This window comes from Pseudomonas sp. F-14 TE3482, assembly GCF_053629455.1.
The window spans coordinates 2,406,252-2,427,985 of the sequence record NZ_JBRJII010000001.1; the positions used below are offsets into that span (position 1 = coordinate 2,406,252).

Genomic DNA, 21,734 nt, shown 5'->3' on the forward strand with positions numbered 1-21,734 from the left:
CGTGTACAAGCTCGGTTTTTTTGTTCCGGCCAGTCATGTCGAGGTGGTCAAGAGTGCTGTGTTCGCTGCCGGTGGCGGGCGGATCGGGGCTTATGATCACTGCGCGTGGCAGGTGTTCGGGTTGGGTCAGTTTCGTCCTCTGGATGGCAGTCAGCCGTTCATTGGCGAAGCGGGGCAGGTCGAGCAGATTGAGGAATGGAAGGTTGAGCTGGTGGTCAGCGATGAGTTGATTCGGGCGGTAGTGGTGGCTCTGAAAGAGAGCCATCCCTATGAGACGCCGGCTTACGAGGTATGGCGGTTGGAAGATTTCTGATCTTCCTGGCCGCTGAAAATGAGAAACCCGCTGAAAGTGATTTCAGCGGGTTTTTTGTTGTCCGGAGTTTGCGCCCAGGAGGTCGAAGGATGCGGGGTTTTCGAATGCCCGGTTAGTGTGGATGGCGAGCCAGACGTCGAGAGAAAACGTGATATCCGTTTGTCTGGAATCGCGCGGACCTATCAACTATGGCAGTAGCGAGGATGCGGAGTTTGCTATGTGATATAGCTTCCATCAGCTAATAGAAGGGATTCATCATGATTTTAGCAATCACAGAGGTTATTTCGAGGTTGGACGGTAAGCCGATCGAAAATGGCTCCAGCACCGAATCCGCCATAGTGACGATAAAAGGCACCACATCGAAGGCAAACCAGCTCATTCGTTTTTATGATAATGACGTAGAGGCTCCAGGTACCACCTCAGATCAAGACTCAAAGTGGTTTATCTACTCGTCCACGCTAGGTGCTGGGGTGCACAAGTTCAAGGTAAAACCTCAGTGGAGTGACGAGGTATCAAATGAATGGGTTATTACCGTCCTCTCATCGAACACCCACTAGCCCGGCGCTCGTTCCTGAGGCGTCGATGATTTAACCGTTTTGATCATTCTCAAGCAGAGTGGAGCGGGGCCGCTGAGCCGATGAAAATCAGCGGACTCTGAGATTTTCGGTGTTTGTCAGGGCCTCATCGCGAGCAAGCCCGCTCCCGCAATGGTTCGGTGTACATAGATCCAATGTATGTGGGCTTGCCCGCGATGACTGCCACAGACGCCCCCCGTTATTGAAGATACAGGGGGTAGGTTACGGGCGAATCTCAATCATCGTGCCGTCCGGCACCAAACCCCAAACCTCGCGCATGTCCATGTTGCGCATGGCGATGCAGCCATCGGTCCAGTCCAGCGTATGGAACAGGTCTTCGGGATTGTCTTCGGTGTCCGGGGTGCCGTGGATCATGATCATGCCACCAGGCTCGACGCCTTCGCGCCGGGCACGGGCGGCGTCGCTGATGTTGGGGTAGGAGATGTGCATCGCCAGGTTGAAACGGTCGCTGATCTTGCGCCAGTCCACCCAATAAAAGCCTTCGGGGGTGCGTTTGTCGCCCTCCATCAGCTTCGGCCCCTTGGGGCGTTTGCCCAGGGAAATGCGATAGGTCTTGATCGGCTTGCCGTCATTGATCAACTGCAACTGATGGGCAGACTTGAGAACCAGGACTTTTTCGATGACTTTGCCGTCCAGCGTTTCCGTGGAGGAAGCCTGGCTGACAGCGACGAACGACAAGCAAAAAACGGCAAGCAACCAGCGCATTGAAACGATATCCCTAAGAGGTGTCGCGATTATTAATTTTATAGATGCTTTTATGTGTAGGCGTGTTAAATGATGGCAGGCTGGACGAGCGGTGGGATCGATTCGGACCGCACGGGGTAGATCTCGGTCCGCCGGTCAGCGAAGAAGCATTCTAAGGTACGGCCCACCGTGCGGAAAGCCAGTTCGCCCCAAGGGATGTCGGCTTCTTCGAACAGTTGCACTTCCAGGCTCTCGGGCCCCGCGGAAAAATCCAGGTCCACCAGCTCGGCGCGAAAGAATACATGCACCTGGCTGATGTGTGGCACGTCGATCAGCGTATAGATACTCAGGTTGCGCACCCGGGCACAGGCTTCTTCGGCGGTCTCGCGAATGGCGGCCTGTTCGATGGTCTCACCGTTTTCCATGAAGCCGGCGGGCAGGGTCCAGTAACCGAGCCGTGGCTCGATGGCGCGACGGCACAGCAACACCTTCGAACCCCAGACCGGCACGCAACCGGCGACGATATTGGGGTTTTGGTAATGGATGGTATGACAGCTGTCGCAGACAAAACGCAGGCGCGAATCGCCTTCGGGAATGCGCTGGGTTACCGGGTTGCCGCACTGGCTGCAAAATTTCATGCTTGGGTTCCTGAATGCTGCGCCTATCTTGGCGTGCAGCGGTGTCGGTCGGCAAGTTGTCGTTTCGCGACATGAGGCTGTTCGGGGCTTGGGCGGCCGATGCGATTGGTGCATGATGCAGGGTAAGGCACAGATCGAGAAGACTCATGCTGGACGAGCTACTGCACCGGGTAAGCAATCACACGCCGCGTACGCTGGAAACCGACCGACGTTTCCCCGAAGCCGCGGTATTGGTGCCCATCACGCGCAGTGACGAACCGGAGCTGGTGCTAACCCTTCGCGCCAGCGGGCTTTCGACCCATGGCGGCGAAGTTGCCTTTCCCGGCGGTCGACGCGACCCCGAAGACCCTGACCTGATTTTTACCGCCCTGCGCGAAGCCGAAGAAGAAATCGGCCTGCCGCCGGGGCTGGTTGAAGTGATCGGCCCGCTGAGCCCACTGATCTCCCTGCACGGCATCAAGGTCACGCCCTATGTCGGCGTGATTCCGGATTTCGTCGAATACCAGGCCAATGACGCCGAGATCGCCGCGGTGTTCAGTGTGCCGCTGGAGTTCTTCCGCAAAGACCCACGAGAGCACACTCACCGCATCGACTATCAGGGCCACAGTTGGTACGTGCCGAGCTACCGTTATGGCGAGTACAAGATCTGGGGGCTGACGGCGATCATGATCGTCGAGTTGATCAACCTGCTCTATGACGCGAAAATCAGCCTGCATCAACCACCCAAGAGTTTTATCAACACCTGAAGCCATCGTTCGCATGGCATGAGTCTGCGGCTGCCTGAGCCTTTGAGGACAATAAGATGAAATACCGCCTGGGCGACGCCCGCGTCGACACCCATCCGCAGAGTTGGGTCGCACCCAATGCCGTGCTGGTGGGCAAGGTCAAACTGGAAGAGGGCGCCAACGTCTGGTTCAACGCCGTGTTGCGTGGCGACAACGAACTGATCCTGATCGGCAAGAACAGCAATGTGCAGGACGGCACCGTAATGCACACCGACATGGGCTACCCGCTGACCATTGGCACCGGCGTGACCATCGGCCACAACGCGATGCTCCATGGCTGCACGGTGGGCGATTACAGCCTGATCGGCATCAACGCGGTGATCCTCAATGGCGCGAAAATCGGCAAGAACTGCATCATTGGCGCCAACTCGCTGATCGGTGAAGGCAAGGAAATTCCGGACGGATCGCTGGTCATGGGCTCACCGGGCAAGGTCGTGCGCGAGTTGACCGAGCCGCAAAAGAAGATGCTCGAAGCCAGCGCTGCCCACTATGTGCATAACTCGCAGCGTTACGCCCGCGATCTGGTCGAGCAGGAAGAATGAGCACCACTGAACGACCTGTTCCATCGCCGTGCGTGAACATTTGTGCGCTGGATGAGGATGACATTTGCACCGGGTGTCAGCGCACGGTGGAAGAAATCACCCGCTGGAGCCGGATGGACAACGCAGAGCGACGCAAGGTGCTGGGGTTGTGTCATGAGCGGGCGAAGTCGAGTGGGTTGATCTGGATGTTGCCATCCAAATCCAAATCCTGACTCGCTTGGCGCTTTTGTGGCGAGGGAGCTTGCTCCCGCTGGGCTGCGAAGCAGCCCCCAAACCGACCACGTTCTATCTGACACTCCGCATCCGCTGATTTCAGGGCCGCTTCGCAACCCAGCGGGAGCAAGCCCCCTCGCCACAGGTTATCTATGCGCTGAGGATGAAGTACCCTGTGCACCAAAATCGACAGGTACTCCCGCCCCATGCTCTTCCTGATCGCCTACATCAGCAGCGTCGTGCTGATCAATTACGCTTTTTCCAGCGCCCCGCACCTGGACATCATCTGGTCGGCCTGGGGTGGGCTGGTATTCGTGTTGCGCGACATGGTGCAAACCCGCTTTGGCCATGGCGCGATTGCGGCGATGCTGGTGGCGTTGGTGCTGTCCTATGCCACTTCCGACCCGTCCATAGCGTTGGCCAGCGCCACGGCGTTCGCGGTGTCCGAGTGCATCGACTGGCTGGTGTTCAGCATCACCAAGCGTCCATTGCATGATCGCCTGTGGATAAGTTCGGCGCTGAGCATCCCGCTGGACACCTTCATCTTCTTCGGCATGATCGATGCGTTCACTCCGGCCGTGATCCTCACCGCCATGGGTTCGAAGTTCGCAGGTGTGACAGTCGTGTGGCTGATCATGGCCTGGCGCTTGCGTAATCAGGCCGTCGTCAGCTGAAGCCAAACCCTCAGGTTCATGTAAAATGCCGCGCTTTCTCCCCATGGGAAGCGTGCCAGGCACCGCATCCCTCGATGATCCGCTTCTTGAGGACCTGAGATGACCCGTATCGGAACTCCATTGTCGCCAACCGCGACCCGCGTATTGCTGTGTGGCTGTGGTGAGTTGGGCAAGGAAGTGGTGATCGAGCTGCAACGCCTGGGCGTTGAAGTGATTGCCGTGGATCGCTACGCCAATGCGCCGGCCATGCAAGTCGCCCATCGCAGCCATGTGATCAACATGCTCGACGGCCCAGCCCTGCGTGCAGTGATCGAAGCCGAGAAGCCGGACTTCATCGTGCCGGAAATCGAAGCCATCGCCACCGCGACCCTGGTAGAGCTGGAGTCCGAAGGCTTCACCGTGATCCCGACCGCTCGCGCCGCGCAGCTGACCATGAACCGCGAAGGTATCCGTCGCCTGGCCGCCGAAGAGCTGGGCCTGCCGACGTCGCCGTACTACTTCGCCGACACCTTCGAGGACTACAGCAAGGCTGTCGACGATCTGGGTTTCCCATGCGTAGTCAAACCGGTCATGAGTTCCTCGGGCAAAGGCCAGAGCCTGCTGCGCAGCGTCGATGACGTGCAGAAAGCCTGGGATTACGCTCAAGAAGGTGGCCGCGCCGGTAAAGGTCGCGTGATCATCGAAGGCTTCATCGATTTCGACTACGAAATCACCCTGCTGACCGTGCGTCACGTTGGCGGCACTACGTTCTGTGCGCCGGTTGGCCACCGTCAGGAGAAGGGCGACTATCAGGAATCCTGGCAGCCACAAGCCATGAGCCCGGTTGCTCTGGCTGAATCCGAGCGCGTTGCCAAGGCGGTGACCGAAGCTTTGGGTGGCCGTGGTCTGTTTGGCGTCGAGTTGTTCATCAAGGGTGATCAGGTCTGGTTCAGTGAAGTTTCGCCGCGCCCGCATGACACCGGTCTGGTGACCCTGATTTCCCAGGACCTGTCGCAGTTCGCGCTGCACGCACGGGCGATCCTGGGCCTGCCGATTCCATTGATTCGTCAGTTCGGGCCTTCGGCTTCGGCGGTGATTCTGGTGGAAGGGCAGTCGACTCAGACCGCATTCGCCAATTTGGGCGCTGCGCTGAGCGAGCCGGATACCGCATTGCGTCTGTTCGGCAAGCCTGAGGTCAATGGCCAGCGTCGGATGGGTGTGGCGTTGGCGCGTGATGAGTCGATCGAGGCTGCACGGGCTAAAGCGACCCGTGCTTCTCAGGCTGTTGTTGTAGAGCTGTAACCGAGTCGCGGCTATCGCGGGCAAGCCCGCTCCCACAGGGTTTTCGGTTGATCACAAATTTTGTGTACACCTGAAATCCTGTGGGAGCGGGCTTGCCCGCGATGGCGGTCTATCAGGCAACCTGATTCAAATCGTTATGCCGCGTCTCCTTCAGGCACAGCACCGCGATCAAGCTGAGCACCGCCGCCCCCGATACATACCCGCCGACATAACTCAAACCGCCCATCGCCACCAGTTTTTGCGCAAAGAACGGTGCCGCCGAGGCTCCGACAATGCCGCCCAGATTGTAGGCCGCCGACGCGCCGGTATAGCGCACGTGGGTCGGAAACAGCTCTGGCAGCAGTGCGCCCATTGGCGCAAACGTCACGCCCATCAGAAACAGCTCGATGCACAGGAACAGCGCCACGCCCCAGGTCGAGCCTTGGGTCAGCAGCGGTTCCATCAGGAATCCGGACAGGGTCGCCAGCACACCGCCGATGATCAGCACCGGTTTGCGTCCGAAACGATCACTCGCCCAAGCCGACAACGGTGTTGCGGCCGCCATGAACAGCACCGCGAAACACAGCAGGCCGAGGAAGGTTTCGCGGGTATAGCCGAGCGTCGAAACACCATAGCTCAGCGAAAACACTGTCGAGATATAGAACAGCGCGTAGCACACCACCATCGCCCCGGCACCCAGCAACATAGGCGCCCAGTATTGGCTGAACAGCTCGACCAAAGGGATCTTCACCCGTTCCTGACGAGCCATGGCATTGGCGAATACCGGGGTTTCGTGGAGCTTGAGGCGTACATACAGGCCCACCATCACCAGTGCGGCACTGAGCAGGAACGGAATCCGCCAGCCCCACGAACGGAACTGCTCGTCGTTCAGGCTCATGGCCAGGGTCAGAAACAGGCCGTTGGCCGCCAGAAACCCGATCGATGGGCCGAGTTGCGGAAACATGCCGTACCACGCGCGCTTGCCTTTGGGCGCGTTCTCCGTGGCCAGCAACGCGGCGCCGCCCCATTCACCGCCCAGCCCCAGGCCTTGGCCGAAGCGCAGCACGCAAAGCAGGATCGGCGCCCAGGCGCCAATGCTGTCGTAACCCGGTAGCACGCCAATCAGCGTGGTACACACGCCCATCAGCAGCAGGGAGGCGACCAGTGTCGATTTACGCCCGATGCGGTCACCGAAGTGACCGAACAGCGCCGAACCCAGTGGCCGCGCAAGGAAGGCGATACCGAAGGTGAGGAACGCCGACAGCATCTGGGCGGTGCCGGAGGTTTGCGGAAAGAACACCGGCCCGATCACCAGCGCTGCTGCAGTGGCATAGACGTAGAAGTCGTAGAACTCGATGGCCGTGCCGATGAAACTCGCGGTGGCGACTCGGGTGGCGGAGTTGGCTGGTTGGACAGGCGCGGTGTCGCTGAACGTTGTGCTGGTCGTCATGCGGTAATCCCTGACAGTCATGGGCCCCAGTGGAGCGAATTATTATGGTCGAATACCCAGGGATGTGGGTTCAGATACGGTCGCTGTTCAAGGTAGGAACAGTCGTCGCAGTGGTGCGGATATTGTCGATGATCTGGCCGGAACCTGCTGCGCGCGGGGTAAGCACGTGGTTCGGCGGGGGCTTGGGTAAGCGACTTGATTATAGGAAGGCGGCTAACGATCTAACAAGGGCATGGATATTGAAAAAGATCGCAGCCTCGCTTCGCTCGACAGCTCCTACAAAGGAACGCATTCCAAACTGTAGGAGCTGTCGAGCGAAGCGAGGCCGCGATCTTTTGCTGAGCTAACGGACGAGGGCAGGTACTGAGCTGGTATGCCAGATCAACACCCGCGTAACGCGATTGTCTTCCGTCTCCAGAATCTCCAGCCGATAACGCCCGATCTTCAGGCAAACCGCGCTGTCGGGGATCGTTTCCAGCGCCTCGGTCACTAACCCGTTGAGGGTTTTCGGACCATCACTGGGCAGATGCCAGCCAAGGCTCTTGTTCAATTCACGAATCGACGCCGCCCCCTCGATGACCAGGCGACCATCGGCCTGCGGATGGATGTGTGGATTATCCAGGCTGTGCTGGCTTTCGAACTCACCGACGATTTCTTCGAGAATGTCTTCCAGGGTCACGATGCCCAGCACTTCGCCGTACTCGTCGACCACCATGCCCAAACGCCGCTGCTGCTTGTGGAAGTTCAGCAATTGCAGCTGCAGCGGGGTGCTTTCCGGTACGAAGTACGGTTCGTGACTGGCTGCCAGCAGCGCTTCCCGGGTCAGGCTTGAATCCGGCAGTAAATGACGGATTTGCCGGGTGTTGAGCACGGCTTCGACCTGGTTGATGTCGCTGTGGAATACCGGTAGGCGGGTGCGTCTGTTATGGCGCAGTTGTTCGATGATTTCTTCGAGGGAGTCGTCCAGATTGATTCCGTCGACCTCACTGCGCGGCACCAGAATATCGTTGACCGTGATGTTATCCAGCGCATGGATACCTGACAGCGAATGCGGGCGACTGGCTGCGTGCTCGTGATCGTCATGCCGATCTGCTGGCGCCTCGTCTTCACTTTGTTGCACCACATTGATTTTGCGGGCGAATGGTCGCATCAGCAGTTGGCTGATGGCATTGAGCAGCCAGGCAGCCGGGTAGACGATCTTCAAGGGTATGCCGAGCAGTGTGTTGCCCAGGCTCAGGACAGCATCTGGATAGCGCACGGCAAGGGTGCGCGGCAGGTAGTCGGCGAACACCAGCAGCACCGCGCTGGCACCGAGGCAGGCAATCCATACACCGTTTTGCGCCCAGGTGAAAATCGCCAGCAAAGTGCTGATGACCACTACCAGCGCGCGGCACAGGGTATTGCAGAGGATCAGGCTGTTGAGCGGGAAACTCAGCTTCGCAACGGGTTTGTCGCCCGAACGCGAGGCCGTGCGCTGGGCCAGCAGCTGCTGTTGTGCAATTTCGATGGCGGTAAACAGCCCCGACCATAAAATCAGCAGGGCCAGCACCGCGAGCATCGGCCCTATGGGCAAGTCGTCCATTAATGCCGCCCGTCAGATATGCAGAATGTATTCGCGGACCAGCTTGCTGCCGAAGTACGCCAGCATCAGCAGGCAAAAACCGGCAAGGGTCCAGCGGATGGCTTTGTGTCCGCGCCAGCCGAGGCGGTTACGCCCCCAAAGCAACACGCTGAACACGATCCAGGCCAGGCACGCCAGCAAGGTTTTATGCACCAGGTGCTGGGCGAACAGGTTCTCGACGAACAGCCAGCCGGAGATCAGCGACAACGAAAGCAGGCTCCAGCCGGCCCAAAGGAAACCAAACAGCAGGCTTTCCATGGTTTGCAGCGGCGGGAAGTTCTTGATCAGCCCGGATGGATGCTTGTGTTTGAGCTGATGGTCCTGAACCAGCAGCAGCAAAGACTGGAACACGGCAATGGTGAACATGCCGTAAGCGAGAATCGACAAGAGGATGTGGGCGAGGATGCCTGGTGCTTCGTCAATGATCTGCACCGTACCGGCGGGGGCGAACTGTGCCAGCACCACGGTGGCGGCGCCCAGCGGGAACAGCAATAGCAGCAGGTTTTCCACCGGAATCCGCGAGCAGGCCAGCAGGGTCAGGGCGATGACCGCTGCGGCAATCAGGCTGGCGGCGCTGAAAAAGTCCAGGGCCAGGCCGATCGGTGTCAGCAGATAGGTGATCAGGCTGACGCTGTGAGCCAGCACGGCCAGCACACCGAACGTGACCAGCAGGCGCTTGTTCGCCTTGGCGCCGGTGGCCAGACGAGTGCCTTGATAGAGAGTCGCAGCGGCATATAAGCAGGCGGCGGCGAGGGTGGTAAGCAAACTGGGTGACAAGGGGAGCATAAATCCTGTTAGGCAAGCCCGAAAGGCGCTGAGTTTGGCATAGAACCCCCATAGCACGAAAGACCATGCAACCTGACGGCGAGGTGTCCGCCAGACGCAGTCTTCGCTATAATCCGCGACCTGCCCACGCCGCAGGCTCGCCGAGCACATGTTTATTCCGGTCTGGGCCGCCATTATCCCGGTCTACACAGGGCCTGAAAGGATCGCGCAATGTTTGAAAACTTAACCGACCGTCTCTCGCAGACGCTGCGCCATGTCACCGGCAAGGCCAAGCTGACCGAAGACAACATCAAAGACACCCTGCGCGAAGTGCGCATGGCGCTGCTCGAAGCCGACGTCGCCTTGCCAGTGGTCAAAGACTTCGTCAACTCGGTCAAGGAGCGCGCTGTCGGCACCGAGGTGTCGCGCAGCCTGACGCCGGGCCAGGCCTTCGTGAAGATCGTCCAGGCCGAACTCGAAAGCCTGATGGGCGCGGCCAACGAAGACTTGAACCTGAGCGCCGTTCCTCCTGCCGTCGTATTGATGGCCGGTTTGCAAGGTGCGGGTAAAACCACCACCGCCGGCAAACTGGCGCGCTTCCTTAAAGAGCGCAAGAAGAAGTCGGTCATGGTTGTATCCGCAGACGTTTACCGTCCGGCGGCAATCAAGCAGCTTGAAATGCTCGCGGGTGAAATTGGCGTCACCTTCTTCCCGTCCGACCTGAGCCAGAAGCCGGTCGACATCGCGCAAGCCGCTATTAAAGAAGCCAAACTGAAATTCATCGACGTGGTTATCGTCGATACCGCCGGTCGTTTGCACATCGACGAAGAGATGATGGGCGAGATCAAGGCGCTGCACGCCGCGATCAACCCGGTCGAAACCCTGTTCGTGGTCGATGCCATGACCGGCCAGGACGCCGCCAACACGGCCAAGGCCTTCGGCGATGCGCTGCCGCTGACCGGTGTGATCCTGACCAAGGTCGACGGCGATGCCCGTGGCGGTGCCGCGTTGTCGGTACGTGCCATCACCGGCAAGCCGATCAAGTTCATCGGTATGGGTGAGAAGAGCGAAGCGCTCGAGCCGTTCCACCCTGAGCGTATTGCTTCGCGCATCCTCGGCATGGGCGACGTGCTCAGCCTGATCGAGCAGGCCGAACAGACCCTCGACAAAGACAAGGCCGATAAACTGGCCAAAAAGCTGAAGAAGGGCAAGGGCTTCGATCTCGAAGACTTCCGCGATCAGCTGCAACAGATGAAGAACATGGGCGGCCTCGGCGGCCTCATGGACAAACTGCCGAACATCGGTGGTGTGAATCTGGCGCAAATGGGCAACGCCCAGGGCGCGGCAGAGAAACAGTTCAAGCAAATGGAAGCCATCATCAACTCCATGACCCCGGCCGAACGCCGCGACCCTGAGCTGATCAGCGGTTCGCGCAAGCGCAGGATCGCCATGGGTTCCGGCACTCAGGTGCAGGACATCGGTCGCTTGATCAAGCAGCACAAGCAGATGCAGAAGATGATGAAGAAATTCTCCGCGAAAGGCGGAATGGCCAAAATGATGCGCGGCATGGGCGGTATGTTGCCCGGCGGCGGCATGCCGAAAATGTAAAAGATTCGCGCCGGCAGTCATGTCGGCGCTGCCCACATGGAAGTGGGATCTCCAGCAAACCCGCACTTGGCGGGAGCTGACTGGCCGTTTTCAACGACGGCTCTATAGCAAATCTGGATGGCGACCGATAGGCCGCCGGAAAAAGACATTTGCAAAAGTCCGGATATTCCTTAGAATATGCGGCCTTTCGGGCACCTATGCCCGCTGTGCCTTTAGATTTGCAGCACCGACTACAGGAACGATGTTCACATGCTAACAATCCGTCTTGCCCTTGGCGGCTCCAAAAAGCGCCCGTTTTACCACTTGACCGTAACCGACAGCCGCAACCCGCGCGACGGTTCGCACAAGGAACAGGTTGGTTTCTTCAACCCTGTTGCTCGTGGTCAAGAAGTTCGTCTGTCCGTGAACCAAGAGCGCGTAGCCTACTGGCTGAGCGTTGGTGCACAACCTTCTGAGCGCGTTGCTCAGTTGTTGAAGGAATCTGCTAAGGCTGCGGCCTGAGCAATATGAACGCGACGCCAGTTGTTGCCGATGATTTGATCGTTATTGGCAAAATTTATTCTGTTCATGGCGTTCGCGGCGAAGTGAAGGTGTATTCCTTTACTGATCCGACTGAAAACCTGTTGCAGTACAAAACCTGGACGCTCAGGCGCGAAGGCAATGTGAAGCAGGTCGAGCTGGTCAGCGGACGTGGGAACGACAAGTTCCTGGTCGCAAAGCTCAAGGGTCTTGATGATCGTGAAGAAGCGCGTCTTCTGGCTGGTTATGAGATCTGTGTGCCGCGCAACCTGTTCCCTGAATTGACCGACGGCGAGTACTACTGGTACCAGCTGGAAGGTCTGAAGGTTATTGATCAACTCGGGCAATTGCTCGGGAAAATCGATCATCTTCTGGAAACCGGCGCCAATGATGTAATGGTGGTCAAGCCTTGCGCTGGCAGCCTGGATGATCGCGAACGCCTGTTGCCCTATACGGAGCAATGCGTGTTGGCTGTCGACCTTGCCGCAGGCGAGATGAAGGTGGAATGGGATGCGGACTTCTAAACGTGGCTAACCTGCGCGTAGAAGTGATCAGTTTGTTTCCCGAGATGTTCTCCGCCATCAGCGAGTACGGCATCACCAGTCGGGCGGTGAAACAGGGGCTGTTGCAGCTCACCTGTTGGAATCCGCGAGACTACACGACGGATCGACATCACACGGTGGATGATCGCCCATTTGGCGGTGGTCCGGGCATGGTGATGAAGATCAAGCCCCTGGAAGATGCTCTGGTTCAGGCCAAGGCAGCAGCCGGGGAGGCGGCGAAGGTAATTTACCTGTCCCCCCAAGGCCGTCAACTGACTCAGTCGGCGGTACGCGAGTTGGCGAATCTGGATGCATTGATCCTGATTGCCGGCCGCTATGAAGGCATTGACGAGCGTTTTATAGATGCTCATGTCGATGAAGAGTGGTCGATTGGCGACTATGTACTGTCTGGCGGCGAGCTGCCGGCGATGGTCCTGATCGATGCGGTTACACGACTGCTGCCCGGAGCTTTAGGGCATGCGGACTCCGCCGAGGAAGATTCCTTTACGGATGGTTTGCTGGATTGCCCGCACTACACCCGACCGGAGGTGTATGCGGATCAGCGTGTTCCCGACGTATTGCTAAGTGGCAATCACGCGCACATCCGGCGTTGGCGTTTACAGCAGTCCCTTGGTAGGACCTTTGAACGACGCGCCGATCTTCTGGAAAGCCGCTCGCTTTCTGGAGAAGAGAAGAAGCTGCTCGAGGAATATATCCGCGAGCGGGACGATAGTTAACAACGTATCGATGGTAGATCCGACGATTTACCTTAGGAGCACAGCATGACTAACAAAATCATCCTTGCACTCGAAGCAGAGCAGATGACCAAAGAGATCCCTACCTTTGCCCCGGGCGACACTATTGTCGTTCAGGTGAAAGTGAAGGAAGGCGATCGTTCGCGTCTGCAAGCGTTCGAAGGCGTAGTTATCGCCAAGCGTAACCGCGGCGTAAACAGTGCTTTCACCGTTCGTAAAATCTCCAACGGTGTCGGCGTAGAGCGTACTTTCCAGACCTACAGCCCGCAAATCGACAGCATGGCCGTTAAGCGTCGCGGTGACGTACGTAAAGCCAAGCTGTACTACCTGCGTGACCTGTCCGGTAAAGCAGCTCGCATCAAGGAAAAACTGGCTTAAGTCCAGCTTCCGATGCAGAAGGGTCAGCCTGTTCAGGTTGGCTCTTCAAGAAAATGCCTCGTATCGAAAGATACGGGGCATTTTTCGTTATGGCTGCATATAAAGGCTGGCTAATGGCGGAACCTGTGGGAGCGGCGTTAAGGGGAAGACTTTTTCCGCACAAAAGAAAACGCCCCGAACAGGTCGGGGCGTTTGCTTGAAGTGCTGCGGCTTTTTGAGCGTGGGCGCTTAGCGCTTCAGCGAAGCTGGCAGGTGCGGCTGGATCGCCGTCAATACTGCCTTGAAGCACTTGGTGTTGCCGGCGACGATATGACCTTTCTCAAGGAAGTCGTGACCGCCGGTGAAGTCGCTCACCAAGCCGCCGGCTTCCTGGATCAGTAGGGCGCCTGCAGCCATGTCCCACTCGGACAGGCCTGACTCCCAGAACGCATCGAAACGGCCGGCGGCCACATAGGCCAGGTCCAGGCTCGCTGCGCCAGCACGGCGGATGCCGGCGGTCTGGCCTACCAGGGCGCGGAACATGCCCAGGTAGTTGTCGAGGTTGTCCATCTGCTCATCGCGGAACGGGAAGCCGGTACCCAGCAGGGCGCCGTCCAGGCTGGTGCGACCGCTGACGCGCAGACGGCGACCGTTCAGTTGGGCGCCGCGACCGCGGCTGGCGGTGAATTCTTCCTGGCGAACCGGGTCCAGAACAACAGCGTGCTCCAGGCGACCACGGTATTTGCAGGCAATGCTGACAGCGAAGTGCGGAATGCCACGCAGGAAGTTGGTGGTGCCGTCCAGCGGATCGATGATCCACAGGTACTCTTCGCCTTCGATGCCGTTACCGGCGTGCATGCCGGTTTCTTCGCCCATGATCGAGTGATTAGGGTAGGCCTTGCGCAGCGCATCGATGATTTTCTGTTCGGCGGCGCGATCCACCTCGGATACGTAATCCTTGGCGTCTTTTTCGTCGACCTTGATGGTATCCAGGCGCTCGATGGAGCGGAAAATCAATTCACTGGCGCTGCGGGCGGCGCGCAGCGCGATATTCAGCATGGGCTGCATGGATGTGTCACCTAAGGTTGTTAAAGAAAGCCGGGCATTCTATCAGAAAGTTTCTACAGGTGAAGGTCGGTGTTCGCTTTCATAGCTTAACGGTAGGTTGAGCTGTAAGATTCTGCTCCCCATTAAAGTGTTCGAGAGCGTCTCCCTTGCTGCAAAACATTCGTGTCGTCCTGGTCAATACCAGTCACCCCGGCAATATTGGTGGGGCTGCGCGTGCCATGAAGAACATGGGCCTGTCGCGGCTGGTGCTGGTCGAACCGCGGTTGTTCCCGCATCACGAGGCCGATGCGCGTGCGTCCGGCGCCGGTGACATCCTTGAAAACGCGCAAGTCGTCGCCACCCTGGAAGATGCCTTGGTCGGCTGCAATCTGGTGCTCGGTACCAGTGCTCGTGATCGTCGCATTCCCTGGCCGTTGCTCGATCCCCGCGAATGCGGTGTGAAGGTAGTAGAGGAGGCGGGGCAGGGTGCCGAGATCGCGTTGGTGTTCGGTCGTGAAGATTCCGGCCTGACCAATGAAGAGCTGCAGCGATGTCATTATCACGTGCACATCCCATCAGACCCTGAGTTCAGTTCGCTGAACCTTGGGGCGGCGGTGCAGGTGTTGAGCTATGAAGTGCGTATGTCCTGGTTGGCGGCAGCAGGTCAGCCGAGCAAGGTCGAAAAGGAAGAAGTGGCGTCCACCAAGAGTGGTGAGCTGGCGACCATGGATGAGTTGGAGCGATTCTATGAGCACCTGGAGCAAACGCTGGTGGCCATCGAATTCCTCGACCCGGAAAAACCACGGCACTTGATGGCGCGTCTGCGCCGGTTGTACGGACGCAGCTCGGTCAGCCGGGCGGAAATGAATATATTGCGTGGCATCCTCACGGAAACCCAGAAAGCGGCCCGTGGCGAGCTTCTAAAGCGGAAGGATTAATGATGTTCGAGCGTTTGCGTGAAGATATCCAAAGTGTTTTCCATCGTGACCCGGCGGCGCGTAATGCTTTTGAGGTTCTGACGTGCTACCCGGGCATGCACGCCATCTGGATCCATCGCCTGTCGTCAGCGTTGTGGGGCATGGGCTGGAAATGGCTGGCGCGTCTGGTGTCGAACTTCGGTCGTTGGTTGACCGGAATCGAGATTCATCCGGGTGCCAAGGTCGGTCGTCGCTTCTTTATCGATCATGGCATGGGCATCGTTATCGGTGAGACTGCCGAGATCGGCAACGATGTCACCCTGTATCAAGGCGTGACCCTTGGCGGCACCAGCTGGAACAAGGGTAAGCGTCACCCGACTCTTGAAGACGGCGTGGTGGTCGGGGCGGGCGCCAAGGTGCTCGGCCCGTTTACGGTGGGTGCCGGGGCCAAGGTGGGTTCCAATGCCGTGGTCACCAAGGCTGTGCCGCCCGGAGCGACGGTGGTGGGGATTCCAGGGCGGATCATCGTCAAGTCCGATGAAGAGCAGGACGCCAAGCGCAAGGCCATGGCCGAGAAGATCGGTTTCGATGCTTATGGTGTTGGTGAAGACATGCCGGATCCAGTGGCTCGCGCCATCAACCAGTTGCTCGATCATCTGCAGGCTGTAGATGGTCGGCTTGAAGGGATGTGCGGGGCGCTGAAGGACCTGGGTAGCAATTACTGTGCGAAAGATCTGCCTGAACTGCGCGAAGAAGACTTTGCCTGTGTGAAGGACAAGGATCAGAGCCAGGCCGGCTAAACCGAGTCAGCTTCATCGCGGGCAAGCCCGCTCCCACAAGGTCTCCGGTGAAGCACAGATTGTGTGAGCACCGAAAATCCCTGTGGGAGCGGGCTTGCCCGCGATGAACGATAACTCGGTACTGCTGGCTGTGCACCGCCAGCCTTTGCTATGATGCGCGCGCTCTTTTGCGGGTAAACCTGAGTAAAGCACTAGGTCTTATAGTTGACTTAAATACTCGGGAATTGCATACTCGCCCCATTCCGAATTCCGTGGTAATTGTCCATGCGACTGACTACAAAAGGCCGATACGCCGTGACCGCCATGCTTGACCTGGCGTTGCATGCGCAGCACGGGCCGGTGTCCCTGGCCGATATCTCCGAGCGCCAAGGCATCTCCCTGTCCTACCTCGAGCAGCTTTTTGCCAAATTGCGCCGCAGCAATCTGGTATCCAGTGTTCGCGGTCCAGGCGGTGGTTACCAGTTGTCCCGAGACATGCAGGGCATCCAGGTCGCCCAGGTGATCGATGCGGTCAACGAATCGGTCGATGCAACCAAATGCCAGGGCCAAGGTGATTGCCATCAAGGCGACACCTGTCTGACCCACCACTTGTGGTGCGATCTGAGTCTGCAGATTCACGAATTTCTGAGCGGTATCAGCTTGGCTGACCTTGTAACTCGCCGTGAGGTGCAAGAAGTAGCCCAGCGTCAGGACCAGCGTCGTTGCAACAGCAAGGCGCCACGCCTGGACAAGATTGAAGCGTCCGCCGTCGAATGACAGCCAAAGAGCTAGCGGCACGCCAGCCAGCCTGATTTAGGAGATAGTCCATGAAATTGCCGATTTACCTTGATTACTCTGCGACGACCCCGGTTGATCCACGTGTCGCGCAAAAGATGAGTGAATGCCTGCTGGTCGACGGAAACTTCGGTAACCCGGCGTCCCGTTCCCACGTGTTCGGCTGGAAAGCTGAAGAGTCCGTCGAGAACGCTCGCCGTCAGGTCGCTGACCTGGTTAACGCCGACCCGCGTGAAATCGTCTGGACCTCCGGTGCCACCGAGTCCGACAACCTGGCAATCAAGGGTGCGGCGCATTTCTACGCCACCAAAGGCAAGCACCTGATCACCACCAAGATTGAGCACAAGGCTGTCCTCGACACCATGCGCCAACTGGAGCGTGAAGGTTTCGAAGTGACCTACCTCGACCCTCGCGAAGATGGTCTGGTCACTCCAGAGATGGTCGAAGCTGCCCTGCGCGACGACACTATCCTGGTGTCGATCATGCACGTGAACAACGAAATCGGCACCATCAACGACATCGCTGCCATCGGCGAACTGACCCGCTCCAAGGGGATCCTGTTCCACGTCGACGCCGCTCAGTCCACCGGCAAGGTCGAGATCGACCTGTCGAAACTGAAAGTCGACATGATGTCGTTCTCTGCCCACAAAACCTACGGCCCTAAAGGCATCGGCGCGCTGTACGTCAGCCGCAAGCCGCGTGTTCGCATCGAAGCGACCATGCACGGCGGCGGTCACGAGCGCGGCATGCGTTCCGGCACCCTGGCGACCCACCAGATCGTTGGCATGGGCGAAGCTTTCCGTGTGGCCAAGGAAGACATGGCTGCCGAGAACGTCCGCATCAAAGCCCTGAGCGACCGCTTCTTCAAGCAGGTCGAAGGCCTGGAAGAGCTGTACGTCAACGGCAGCATGACCGCCCGCGTACCGCACAACCTGAACCTGAGCTTCAACTACGTTGAAGGCGAATCGCTGATCATGGCGCTCAAGGATTTGGCGGTTTCGTCCGGTTCGGCCTGCACCTCGGCGTCGCTTGAGCCTTCGTACGTACTGCGCGCCCTGGGCCGCAACGACGAACTGGCACACAGCTCGATTCGCTTCACCTTCGGCCGTTTCACCACCGAAGAAGAAATCGACTACGCCGCGCAGAAAGTCTGCGAGGCCGTTACCAAGCTGCGCACTCTCTCGCCGCTGTGGGACATGTACAAAGATGGCGTCGACATTTCGAAAATCGAGTGGGCGGCGCACTGATATTCAAGTCGCCGCAACCGGGCTCTGCTAATCCACGATTGGCAGGGCTTCAAGAGCGACTCCTGATGAGTGAGGATTAAGAATCATGGCTTACAGCGAAAAGGTCATCGACCACTACGAGAACCCGCGCAACGTCGGCAAGATGGACGCGGAAGATCCTGATGTCGGCACCGGCATGGTCGGCGCTCCGGCGTGCGGCGACGTGATGCGCCTGCAGATCAAGGTCAACGAGCAAGGCATCATCGAAGACGCCAAGTTCAAGACTTACGGTTGCGGTTCGGCGATCGCCTCCAGCTCCCTGGCGACCGAGTGGATGAAAGGCAAGACTCTGGATGAAGCAGAGACCATCAAGAACACTCAGCTGGCCGAAGAACTGGCGCTGCCGCCAGTGAAAATTCACTGCTCCGTACTTGCTGAAGACGCTATCAAAGCGGCCGTTCGCGACTACAAGCAGAAGAAAGGCTTGATCTGACTTTCAAGATTTGGCGACGAGTAAGGAGTCACCGATGGCTATCAGCATGACAGAAGCGGCTGCTCAACACGTGCGACGCTCCCTCAACGGGCGCGGCAAAGGTGAAGGGATTCGTCTGGGTGTTCGCACCACAGGCTGTTCCGGCCTTGCCTACGTGCTGGAGTTTGTCGACGAGGTGGTGGCAGAGGATCAGGTGTTCGAAAGTCACGGCGAGAAAGTGATCATCGACCCGAAAAGCCTGGCCTACCTGGACGGCACCGAACTCGATTTCGTCAAGGAAGGGTTGAACGAAGGCTTCAAGTTCAACAACCCCAACGTGCGCGGTGAATGTGGCTGCGGCGAAAGCTTCAACATCTGAGGCTGCGCGTGGGTACTCCTTGTCATTTCGCTTTATTTGAGCTGAAACCGAGCTTCCGTCTGGATCTCGATCAGTTGGCCACGCGCTACCGTGAGTTGGCGCGCGGTGTTCATCCGGACCGCTTTGCCGACGCTTCCGAGCGTGAGCAGCGGCTGGCGCTCGAGCAATCCGCGAGCCTCAACGAGGCCTACCAGACGCTCAAAAGCCCCCCCAAGCGCGCGCGATACTTGCTTGCGTTGAGTGGTGGCGAGTTGCCGCTGGAGGTCACGGTGCATGATCCGGAGTTTCTTCTGCAGCAGATGGAATTGCGTGAAGAACTCGAAGACCTGCAAGACAGCGCCGACCTGGCCGGCATTGCCGTGTTCAAGCGCCGCTTGAAGATCGCGCAGGATGAGCTGAACGAAAGCTTCGCAGCCTGTTGGGATGATGCAGCGCAACGTGAACGGGCCGAACGCCTGATGCGGCGCATGCAGTTTCTCGACAAGCTCACCTACGAAGTGCGCCAGTTAGAAGAGCGCCTCGACGATTAACCCAGTGCCGCTCCGGTCGCACGCCTGATATACAGATAAGTCCTGATCACGATGGCCCTACTGCAGATCGCCGAACCCGGCCAAAGTCCTCAACCGCACCAGCGTCGTCTGGCTGTGGGGATCGACTTGGGCACTACCAATTCGCTGGTCGCTGCGTTGCGCAGTGGTCTTTCCGAGCCTCTGGCCGACGCGCAAGGGCAGGTCATCCTGCCATCTGCCGTGCGCTATCACGCCGATCGCGTCGAAGTCGGCGAGTCGGCCAAACTGGCCGCTGCGTCCGATCCTTTGAACACGGTGATGTCGGTCAAGCGCTTGATGGGTCGTGGTTTGTCCGACGTCAAGCAATTGGGCGATCAGCTGCCGTACCGTTTTGTCGACGGCGAGTCGCACATGCCGTTCATCGACACGGTGCAAGGCCCGAAAAGCCCAGTCGAAGTTTCCGCCGATATCCTCAAGGTACTGCGTCAGCGTGCTGAAGCGACCTTGGGTGGCGAGTTGGTTGGCGCGGTGATCACCGTTCCGGCCTATTTCGATGATGCTCAGCGTCAAGCCACCAAGGATGCGGCCAAGCTGGCCGGCCTGAACGTGCTGCGTTTGCTCAATGAGCCAACCGCTGCAGCCGTCGCTTACGGTCTGGATCAGCATGCCGAAGGCCTGGTCGCGATTTATGACCTGGGCGGCGGTACCTTCGATATTTCGATTCTGCGCCTCACTGGCGGTGTGTTCGAAGTGTTGGCCACTGGCGGCGACAGTGCGCTGGGTGGCGATGACTTTGACCATGCTATTGCTGGCTGGATCATCGAGAGCGCCGGTCTGTCGGCCGACCTCGATCCGGGTACGCAACGTAATCTGCTGCAAACCGCGTGCGCAGCCAAAGAGGCCCTGACCAATTGCTCGTCCGTCGAAGTCGCTTATGGCGACTGGAAGGCCGAGCTGACCCGTGACGCCTTCAATGCGCTGATCGAGCCGATGGTCGCTCGCAGCCTGAAAGCCTGCCGTCGCGCGGTGCGTGATTCCGGTATCGAGCTGGAAGACGTACACGCTGTGGTCATGGTCGGCGGCTCGACGCGTGTGCCTCGCGTCCGCGAAGCTGTTGCGCAGGCCTTCGGTCGCGAGCCGTTGACCGAAATCGATCCGGATCAGGTCGTGGCCATCGGCGCCGCGATCCAGGCCGATACCCTGGCCGGCAACAAGCGTGACGGCGGCGAACTGCTGTTGCTCGACGTGATTCCGTTGTCCCTGGGGCTGGAAACCATGGGCGGTCTGATGGAGAAGGTGATTCCGCGCAACACCACCATCCCCGTCGCCCGGGCGCAGGACTTCACCACCTATAAAGATGGCCAGTCGGCCATGGCGATTCACGTCTTGCAGGGCGAGCGTGAGTTGATCAGCGACTGCCGCTCCCTGGCGCGTTTCGAATTGCGCGGGATTCCGGCGATGGTGGCCGGTGCGGCGAAGATTCGCGTGACTTTCCAGGTCGATGCCGACGGTCTGCTCAGTGTTTCGGCCCGTGAACTGGGTTCGGGTGTCGAAGCCAGCATCCAGGTCAAACCGTCCTACGGCCTGACCGACGGCGAAATCGCCAAGATGCTCAAGGATTCGTTCCAGCACGCCAATGACGACAAGGTCGCTCGGGTATTGCGTGAGCAGCAGGTCGATGCCCAGCGCCTGATCGAGGCGGTGCAGGGCGCTCTGGAAGTTGACGGCGAACGCCTGCTCGACGCCGAAGAGCGCATGGTCATCGAATTGCAGATGCAGGAACTGACCGAATTGATGAAAGGCACCGATGGTTACGCCATCGAGCAGCAGACCAAGCGTCTGTCGCAAGTGACCGATGCCTTTGCTGCCCGCCGCCTGGACTCGACGGTGAAAGCCGCTCTGGCGGGGCGCAACCTGAATGAAATCGAGGATAACTGATGCCGCAGGTCATTTTTCTGCCACACGAGAAGTTCTGCCCGGAAGGCATGGTTGTAGAGGCTGAGCCTGGTATTTCCATTCTCGAACTGGCCCATGAACACCATATCGAGATGGAAAGCGCTTGCGGCGGCGTCTGCGCCTGCACCACTTGTCACTGCATCGTTCGCGAAGGTTTCGATTCGTTGGAAGAGGCCGATGAGCTGGAAGAAGACTTTCTTGATCGGGCATGGGGTCTGGAAGCGCAATCTCGTCTAGCCTGTCAGGCGATCGTCGGGACAGAAGACCTGACCATCGAAATTCCGAAATATTCGCTCAACCATGCAGCCGAAGCGCCGCACTGATTCAAGGAG

General features: G+C 58.7%; 27 protein-coding genes. 21 read left to right on the forward strand and 6 right to left on the reverse strand.

The features are described 5' to 3' along the window. Position 1 precedes the first annotated feature (1 nt). A complete protein-coding gene (locus AB7M26_RS10860; RefSeq protein ID WP_123494419.1) occupies positions 2-313 on the forward strand; it encodes a Nif3-like dinuclear metal center hexameric protein in 312 nt (103 codons plus the stop codon). A 257-nt stretch (positions 314-570) separates the two neighbouring features. Next, positions 571-870: a hypothetical protein gene (locus AB7M26_RS10865; RefSeq protein ID WP_123494418.1), complete on the forward strand. Its 300-nt coding sequence runs from the start codon at positions 571-573 to the stop codon at positions 868-870. Between the two features lie 240 nt (positions 871-1,110). On the opposite strand, the gene AB7M26_RS10870 is transcribed toward AB7M26_RS10865, so the two are convergent. Together AB7M26_RS10870 and AB7M26_RS10875 are read right to left on the reverse strand one after the other, a co-directional pair. Next, a complete protein-coding gene (locus AB7M26_RS10870) occupies positions 1,111-1,614 on the reverse strand; it encodes a L,D-transpeptidase family protein (protein ID WP_038981698.1) in 504 nt (167 codons plus the stop codon). Between the two features lie 65 nt (positions 1,615-1,679). Beyond that, positions 1,680-2,231: an NUDIX hydrolase gene (locus AB7M26_RS10875; protein WP_123494416.1), complete on the reverse strand. Its 552-nt coding sequence runs from the start codon at positions 2,229-2,231 to the stop codon at positions 1,680-1,682. A gap of 146 nt (positions 2,232-2,377) precedes the next feature. On the opposite strand from AB7M26_RS10875, the gene AB7M26_RS10880 reads away from it, so the two are divergent. The 5 genes from AB7M26_RS10880 (at position 2,378) to purT (ending at position 5,726) form a co-directional block, all read left to right on the forward strand. After that, a complete protein-coding gene (locus AB7M26_RS10880; protein ID WP_007897550.1) occupies positions 2,378-2,977 on the forward strand; it encodes a CoA pyrophosphatase in 600 nt (199 codons plus the stop codon). Positions 2,978-3,033: 56 nt separating this feature from the next. Beyond that, on the forward strand, positions 3,034-3,558 hold the full coding sequence (locus tag AB7M26_RS10885) for a gamma carbonic anhydrase family protein (protein WP_003221962.1): 525 nt from the start codon (positions 3,034-3,036) through the stop codon (positions 3,556-3,558). Beyond that, positions 3,555-3,770 carry a DUF1289 domain-containing protein gene (locus tag AB7M26_RS10890; protein WP_123494415.1) on the forward strand — a complete coding sequence of 72 codons (216 nt, stop codon included), beginning with the start codon at positions 3,555-3,557 and terminating at the stop codon, positions 3,768-3,770. The genes AB7M26_RS10885 and AB7M26_RS10890 overlap by 4 nt, the downstream gene beginning before the upstream one ends. A gap of 207 nt (positions 3,771-3,977) precedes the next feature. Next, positions 3,978-4,445, forward strand: a complete 468-nt coding sequence (locus AB7M26_RS10895) for a VUT family protein (RefSeq protein ID WP_123494414.1) — start codon at positions 3,978-3,980, stop codon at positions 4,443-4,445. A 99-nt stretch (positions 4,446-4,544) separates the two neighbouring features. Continuing rightward, positions 4,545-5,726, forward strand: a complete 1,182-nt coding sequence (gene purT, locus AB7M26_RS10900) for a formate-dependent phosphoribosylglycinamide formyltransferase (protein ID WP_123494413.1) — start codon at positions 4,545-4,547, stop codon at positions 5,724-5,726. A 112-nt stretch (positions 5,727-5,838) separates the two neighbouring features. On the opposite strand, the gene AB7M26_RS10905 is transcribed toward purT, so the two are convergent. The 3 genes from AB7M26_RS10905 to AB7M26_RS10915 all read right to left on the reverse strand — a co-directional run bounded on the left by AB7M26_RS10905 (position 5,839) and on the right by AB7M26_RS10915 (position 9,562). Next, positions 5,839-7,155: an MFS transporter gene (locus AB7M26_RS10905; protein WP_123494412.1), complete on the reverse strand. Its 1,317-nt coding sequence runs from the start codon at positions 7,153-7,155 to the stop codon at positions 5,839-5,841. A gap of 343 nt (positions 7,156-7,498) precedes the next feature. Then, complete coding sequence (locus tag AB7M26_RS10910) at positions 7,499-8,737, reverse strand: HlyC/CorC family transporter (protein WP_123494410.1); 1,239 nt, start codon at positions 8,735-8,737, stop codon at positions 7,499-7,501. Between the two features lie 12 nt (positions 8,738-8,749). Beyond that, positions 8,750-9,562, reverse strand: coding sequence for a cytochrome C assembly family protein (locus tag AB7M26_RS10915; RefSeq protein ID WP_123494409.1), 813 nt, complete (start codon positions 9,560-9,562; stop codon positions 8,750-8,752). 210 nt (positions 9,563-9,772) lie between these two features. On the opposite strand from AB7M26_RS10915, the gene ffh reads away from it, so the two are divergent. From ffh to rplS, 5 genes are all read left to right on the forward strand, one after another. Then, positions 9,773-11,149 (forward strand): signal recognition particle protein, encoded by a 1,377-nt coding sequence (gene ffh / locus AB7M26_RS10920; protein WP_123494408.1) that lies wholly within the window; start codon positions 9,773-9,775, stop codon positions 11,147-11,149. A gap of 249 nt (positions 11,150-11,398) precedes the next feature. After that, a complete protein-coding gene (gene rpsP, locus AB7M26_RS10925) occupies positions 11,399-11,650 on the forward strand; it encodes a 30S ribosomal protein S16 (RefSeq protein WP_003198088.1) in 252 nt (83 codons plus the stop codon). A gap of 5 nt (positions 11,651-11,655) precedes the next feature. Beyond that, positions 11,656-12,192: a ribosome maturation factor RimM gene (rimM, locus tag AB7M26_RS10930; protein WP_123494406.1), complete on the forward strand. Its 537-nt coding sequence runs from the start codon at positions 11,656-11,658 to the stop codon at positions 12,190-12,192. Continuing rightward, entirely contained in the window at positions 12,174-12,947 is a 774-nt protein-coding gene (gene trmD, locus AB7M26_RS10935) for a tRNA (guanosine(37)-N1)-methyltransferase TrmD (RefSeq protein WP_173667518.1), read from the forward strand. Before rimM ends, trmD begins: the two co-directional genes overlap by 19 nt. Before the next feature lie 45 nt (positions 12,948-12,992). Further along, positions 12,993-13,343, forward strand: coding sequence for a 50S ribosomal protein L19 (rplS, locus tag AB7M26_RS10940; protein WP_003175895.1), 351 nt, complete (start codon positions 12,993-12,995; stop codon positions 13,341-13,343). A gap of 228 nt (positions 13,344-13,571) precedes the next feature. On the opposite strand, the gene suhB is transcribed toward rplS, so the two are convergent. Further along, a complete protein-coding gene (suhB, locus tag AB7M26_RS10945) occupies positions 13,572-14,390 on the reverse strand; it encodes a type III secretion system regulator SuhB (protein WP_052967503.1) in 819 nt (272 codons plus the stop codon). Between the two features lie 146 nt (positions 14,391-14,536). Here suhB and trmJ point away from each other — a divergent pair, with 146 nt between their 5' ends. The 9 genes from trmJ to fdx all read left to right on the forward strand — a co-directional run bounded on the left by trmJ (position 14,537) and on the right by fdx (position 21,725). Further along, a complete protein-coding gene (gene trmJ / locus AB7M26_RS10950; protein WP_007903572.1) occupies positions 14,537-15,307 on the forward strand; it encodes a tRNA (cytosine(32)/uridine(32)-2'-O)-methyltransferase TrmJ in 771 nt (256 codons plus the stop codon). Positions 15,308-15,309: 2 nt separating this feature from the next. Beyond that, entirely contained in the window at positions 15,310-16,086 is a 777-nt protein-coding gene (gene cysE / locus AB7M26_RS10955) for a serine O-acetyltransferase (protein WP_008014724.1), read from the forward strand. Positions 16,087-16,350: 264 nt separating this feature from the next. Continuing rightward, the gene (gene iscR, locus AB7M26_RS10960) at positions 16,351-16,842 is read left to right on the forward strand and encodes a Fe-S cluster assembly transcriptional regulator IscR (RefSeq protein WP_007903581.1); all 492 of its coding nucleotides are present in this window, start codon (positions 16,351-16,353) and stop codon (positions 16,840-16,842) included. A gap of 50 nt (positions 16,843-16,892) precedes the next feature. After that, entirely contained in the window at positions 16,893-18,107 is a 1,215-nt protein-coding gene (locus AB7M26_RS10965; RefSeq protein WP_123494405.1) for an IscS subfamily cysteine desulfurase, read from the forward strand. Positions 18,108-18,192: 85 nt separating this feature from the next. Continuing rightward, the gene (gene iscU, locus AB7M26_RS10970; RefSeq protein ID WP_003443374.1) at positions 18,193-18,579 is read left to right on the forward strand and encodes a Fe-S cluster assembly scaffold IscU; all 387 of its coding nucleotides are present in this window, start codon (positions 18,193-18,195) and stop codon (positions 18,577-18,579) included. Between the two features lie 34 nt (positions 18,580-18,613). Further along, complete coding sequence (iscA, locus tag AB7M26_RS10975; RefSeq protein WP_007903589.1) at positions 18,614-18,937, forward strand: iron-sulfur cluster assembly protein IscA; 324 nt, start codon at positions 18,614-18,616, stop codon at positions 18,935-18,937. 8 nt (positions 18,938-18,945) lie between these two features. Then, positions 18,946-19,467, forward strand: coding sequence for a co-chaperone HscB (gene hscB, locus AB7M26_RS10980; protein ID WP_095632456.1), 522 nt, complete (start codon positions 18,946-18,948; stop codon positions 19,465-19,467). Between the two features lie 51 nt (positions 19,468-19,518). Further along, positions 19,519-21,384, forward strand: coding sequence for a Fe-S protein assembly chaperone HscA (hscA, locus tag AB7M26_RS10985; protein ID WP_123494404.1), 1,866 nt, complete (start codon positions 19,519-19,521; stop codon positions 21,382-21,384). Then, complete coding sequence (gene fdx / locus AB7M26_RS10990; RefSeq protein WP_007903596.1) at positions 21,384-21,725, forward strand: ISC system 2Fe-2S type ferredoxin; 342 nt, start codon at positions 21,384-21,386, stop codon at positions 21,723-21,725. Before hscA ends, fdx begins: the two co-directional genes overlap by 1 nt. The last annotated feature ends 9 nt before the right edge of the window (positions 21,726-21,734 follow it).

Excerpts from the sequence above, each read along its gene's own strand:
- AB7M26_RS10915 (WP_123494409.1), bottom strand. The coding sequence starts at position 9,562 with ATGCTCCCCTTGTCACCCAGTTTGCTTACCACCCTCGCCGCCGCCTGC.
- rpsP (WP_003198088.1), top strand. The coding sequence starts at position 11,399 with ATGCTAACAATCCGTCTTGCCCTTGGCGGCTCCAAAAAGCGCCCGTTT.
- AB7M26_RS10905 (WP_123494412.1), bottom strand. The coding sequence starts at position 7,155 with ATGACGACCAGCACAACGTTCAGCGACACCGCGCCTGTCCAACCAGCC.
- AB7M26_RS10880 (WP_007897550.1), top strand. The coding sequence starts at position 2,378 with ATGCTGGACGAGCTACTGCACCGGGTAAGCAATCACACGCCGCGTACG.
- trmD (WP_173667518.1), top strand. The coding sequence starts at position 12,174 with ATGGGATGCGGACTTCTAAACGTGGCTAACCTGCGCGTAGAAGTGATC.
- AB7M26_RS10910 (WP_123494410.1), bottom strand. The coding sequence starts at position 8,737 with ATGGACGACTTGCCCATAGGGCCGATGCTCGCGGTGCTGGCCCTGCTG.
- iscR (WP_007903581.1), top strand. The coding sequence starts at position 16,351 with ATGCGACTGACTACAAAAGGCCGATACGCCGTGACCGCCATGCTTGAC.
- rplS (WP_003175895.1), top strand. The coding sequence starts at position 12,993 with ATGACTAACAAAATCATCCTTGCACTCGAAGCAGAGCAGATGACCAAA.
- rimM (WP_123494406.1), top strand. The coding sequence starts at position 11,656 with ATGAACGCGACGCCAGTTGTTGCCGATGATTTGATCGTTATTGGCAAA.
- ffh (WP_123494408.1), top strand. The coding sequence starts at position 9,773 with ATGTTTGAAAACTTAACCGACCGTCTCTCGCAGACGCTGCGCCATGTC.
- AB7M26_RS10875 (WP_123494416.1), bottom strand. The coding sequence starts at position 2,231 with ATGAAATTTTGCAGCCAGTGCGGCAACCCGGTAACCCAGCGCATTCCC.
- AB7M26_RS10870 (WP_038981698.1), bottom strand. The coding sequence starts at position 1,614 with ATGCGCTGGTTGCTTGCCGTTTTTTGCTTGTCGTTCGTCGCTGTCAGC.
- AB7M26_RS10965 (WP_123494405.1), top strand. The coding sequence starts at position 16,893 with ATGAAATTGCCGATTTACCTTGATTACTCTGCGACGACCCCGGTTGAT.
- cysE (WP_008014724.1), top strand. The coding sequence starts at position 15,310 with ATGTTCGAGCGTTTGCGTGAAGATATCCAAAGTGTTTTCCATCGTGAC.
- AB7M26_RS10895 (WP_123494414.1), top strand. The coding sequence starts at position 3,978 with ATGCTCTTCCTGATCGCCTACATCAGCAGCGTCGTGCTGATCAATTAC.
- suhB (WP_052967503.1), bottom strand. The coding sequence starts at position 14,390 with ATGCAGCCCATGCTGAATATCGCGCTGCGCGCCGCCCGCAGCGCCAGT.
- AB7M26_RS10890 (WP_123494415.1), top strand. The coding sequence starts at position 3,555 with ATGAGCACCACTGAACGACCTGTTCCATCGCCGTGCGTGAACATTTGT.
- purT (WP_123494413.1), top strand. The coding sequence starts at position 4,545 with ATGACCCGTATCGGAACTCCATTGTCGCCAACCGCGACCCGCGTATTG.
- iscU (WP_003443374.1), top strand. The coding sequence starts at position 18,193 with ATGGCTTACAGCGAAAAGGTCATCGACCACTACGAGAACCCGCGCAAC.
- AB7M26_RS10865 (WP_123494418.1), top strand. The coding sequence starts at position 571 with ATGATTTTAGCAATCACAGAGGTTATTTCGAGGTTGGACGGTAAGCCG.
- AB7M26_RS10885 (WP_003221962.1), top strand. The coding sequence starts at position 3,034 with ATGAAATACCGCCTGGGCGACGCCCGCGTCGACACCCATCCGCAGAGT.
- iscA (WP_007903589.1), top strand. The coding sequence starts at position 18,614 with ATGGCTATCAGCATGACAGAAGCGGCTGCTCAACACGTGCGACGCTCC.
- fdx (WP_007903596.1), top strand. The coding sequence starts at position 21,384 with ATGCCGCAGGTCATTTTTCTGCCACACGAGAAGTTCTGCCCGGAAGGC.
- hscA (WP_123494404.1), top strand. The coding sequence starts at position 19,519 with ATGGCCCTACTGCAGATCGCCGAACCCGGCCAAAGTCCTCAACCGCAC.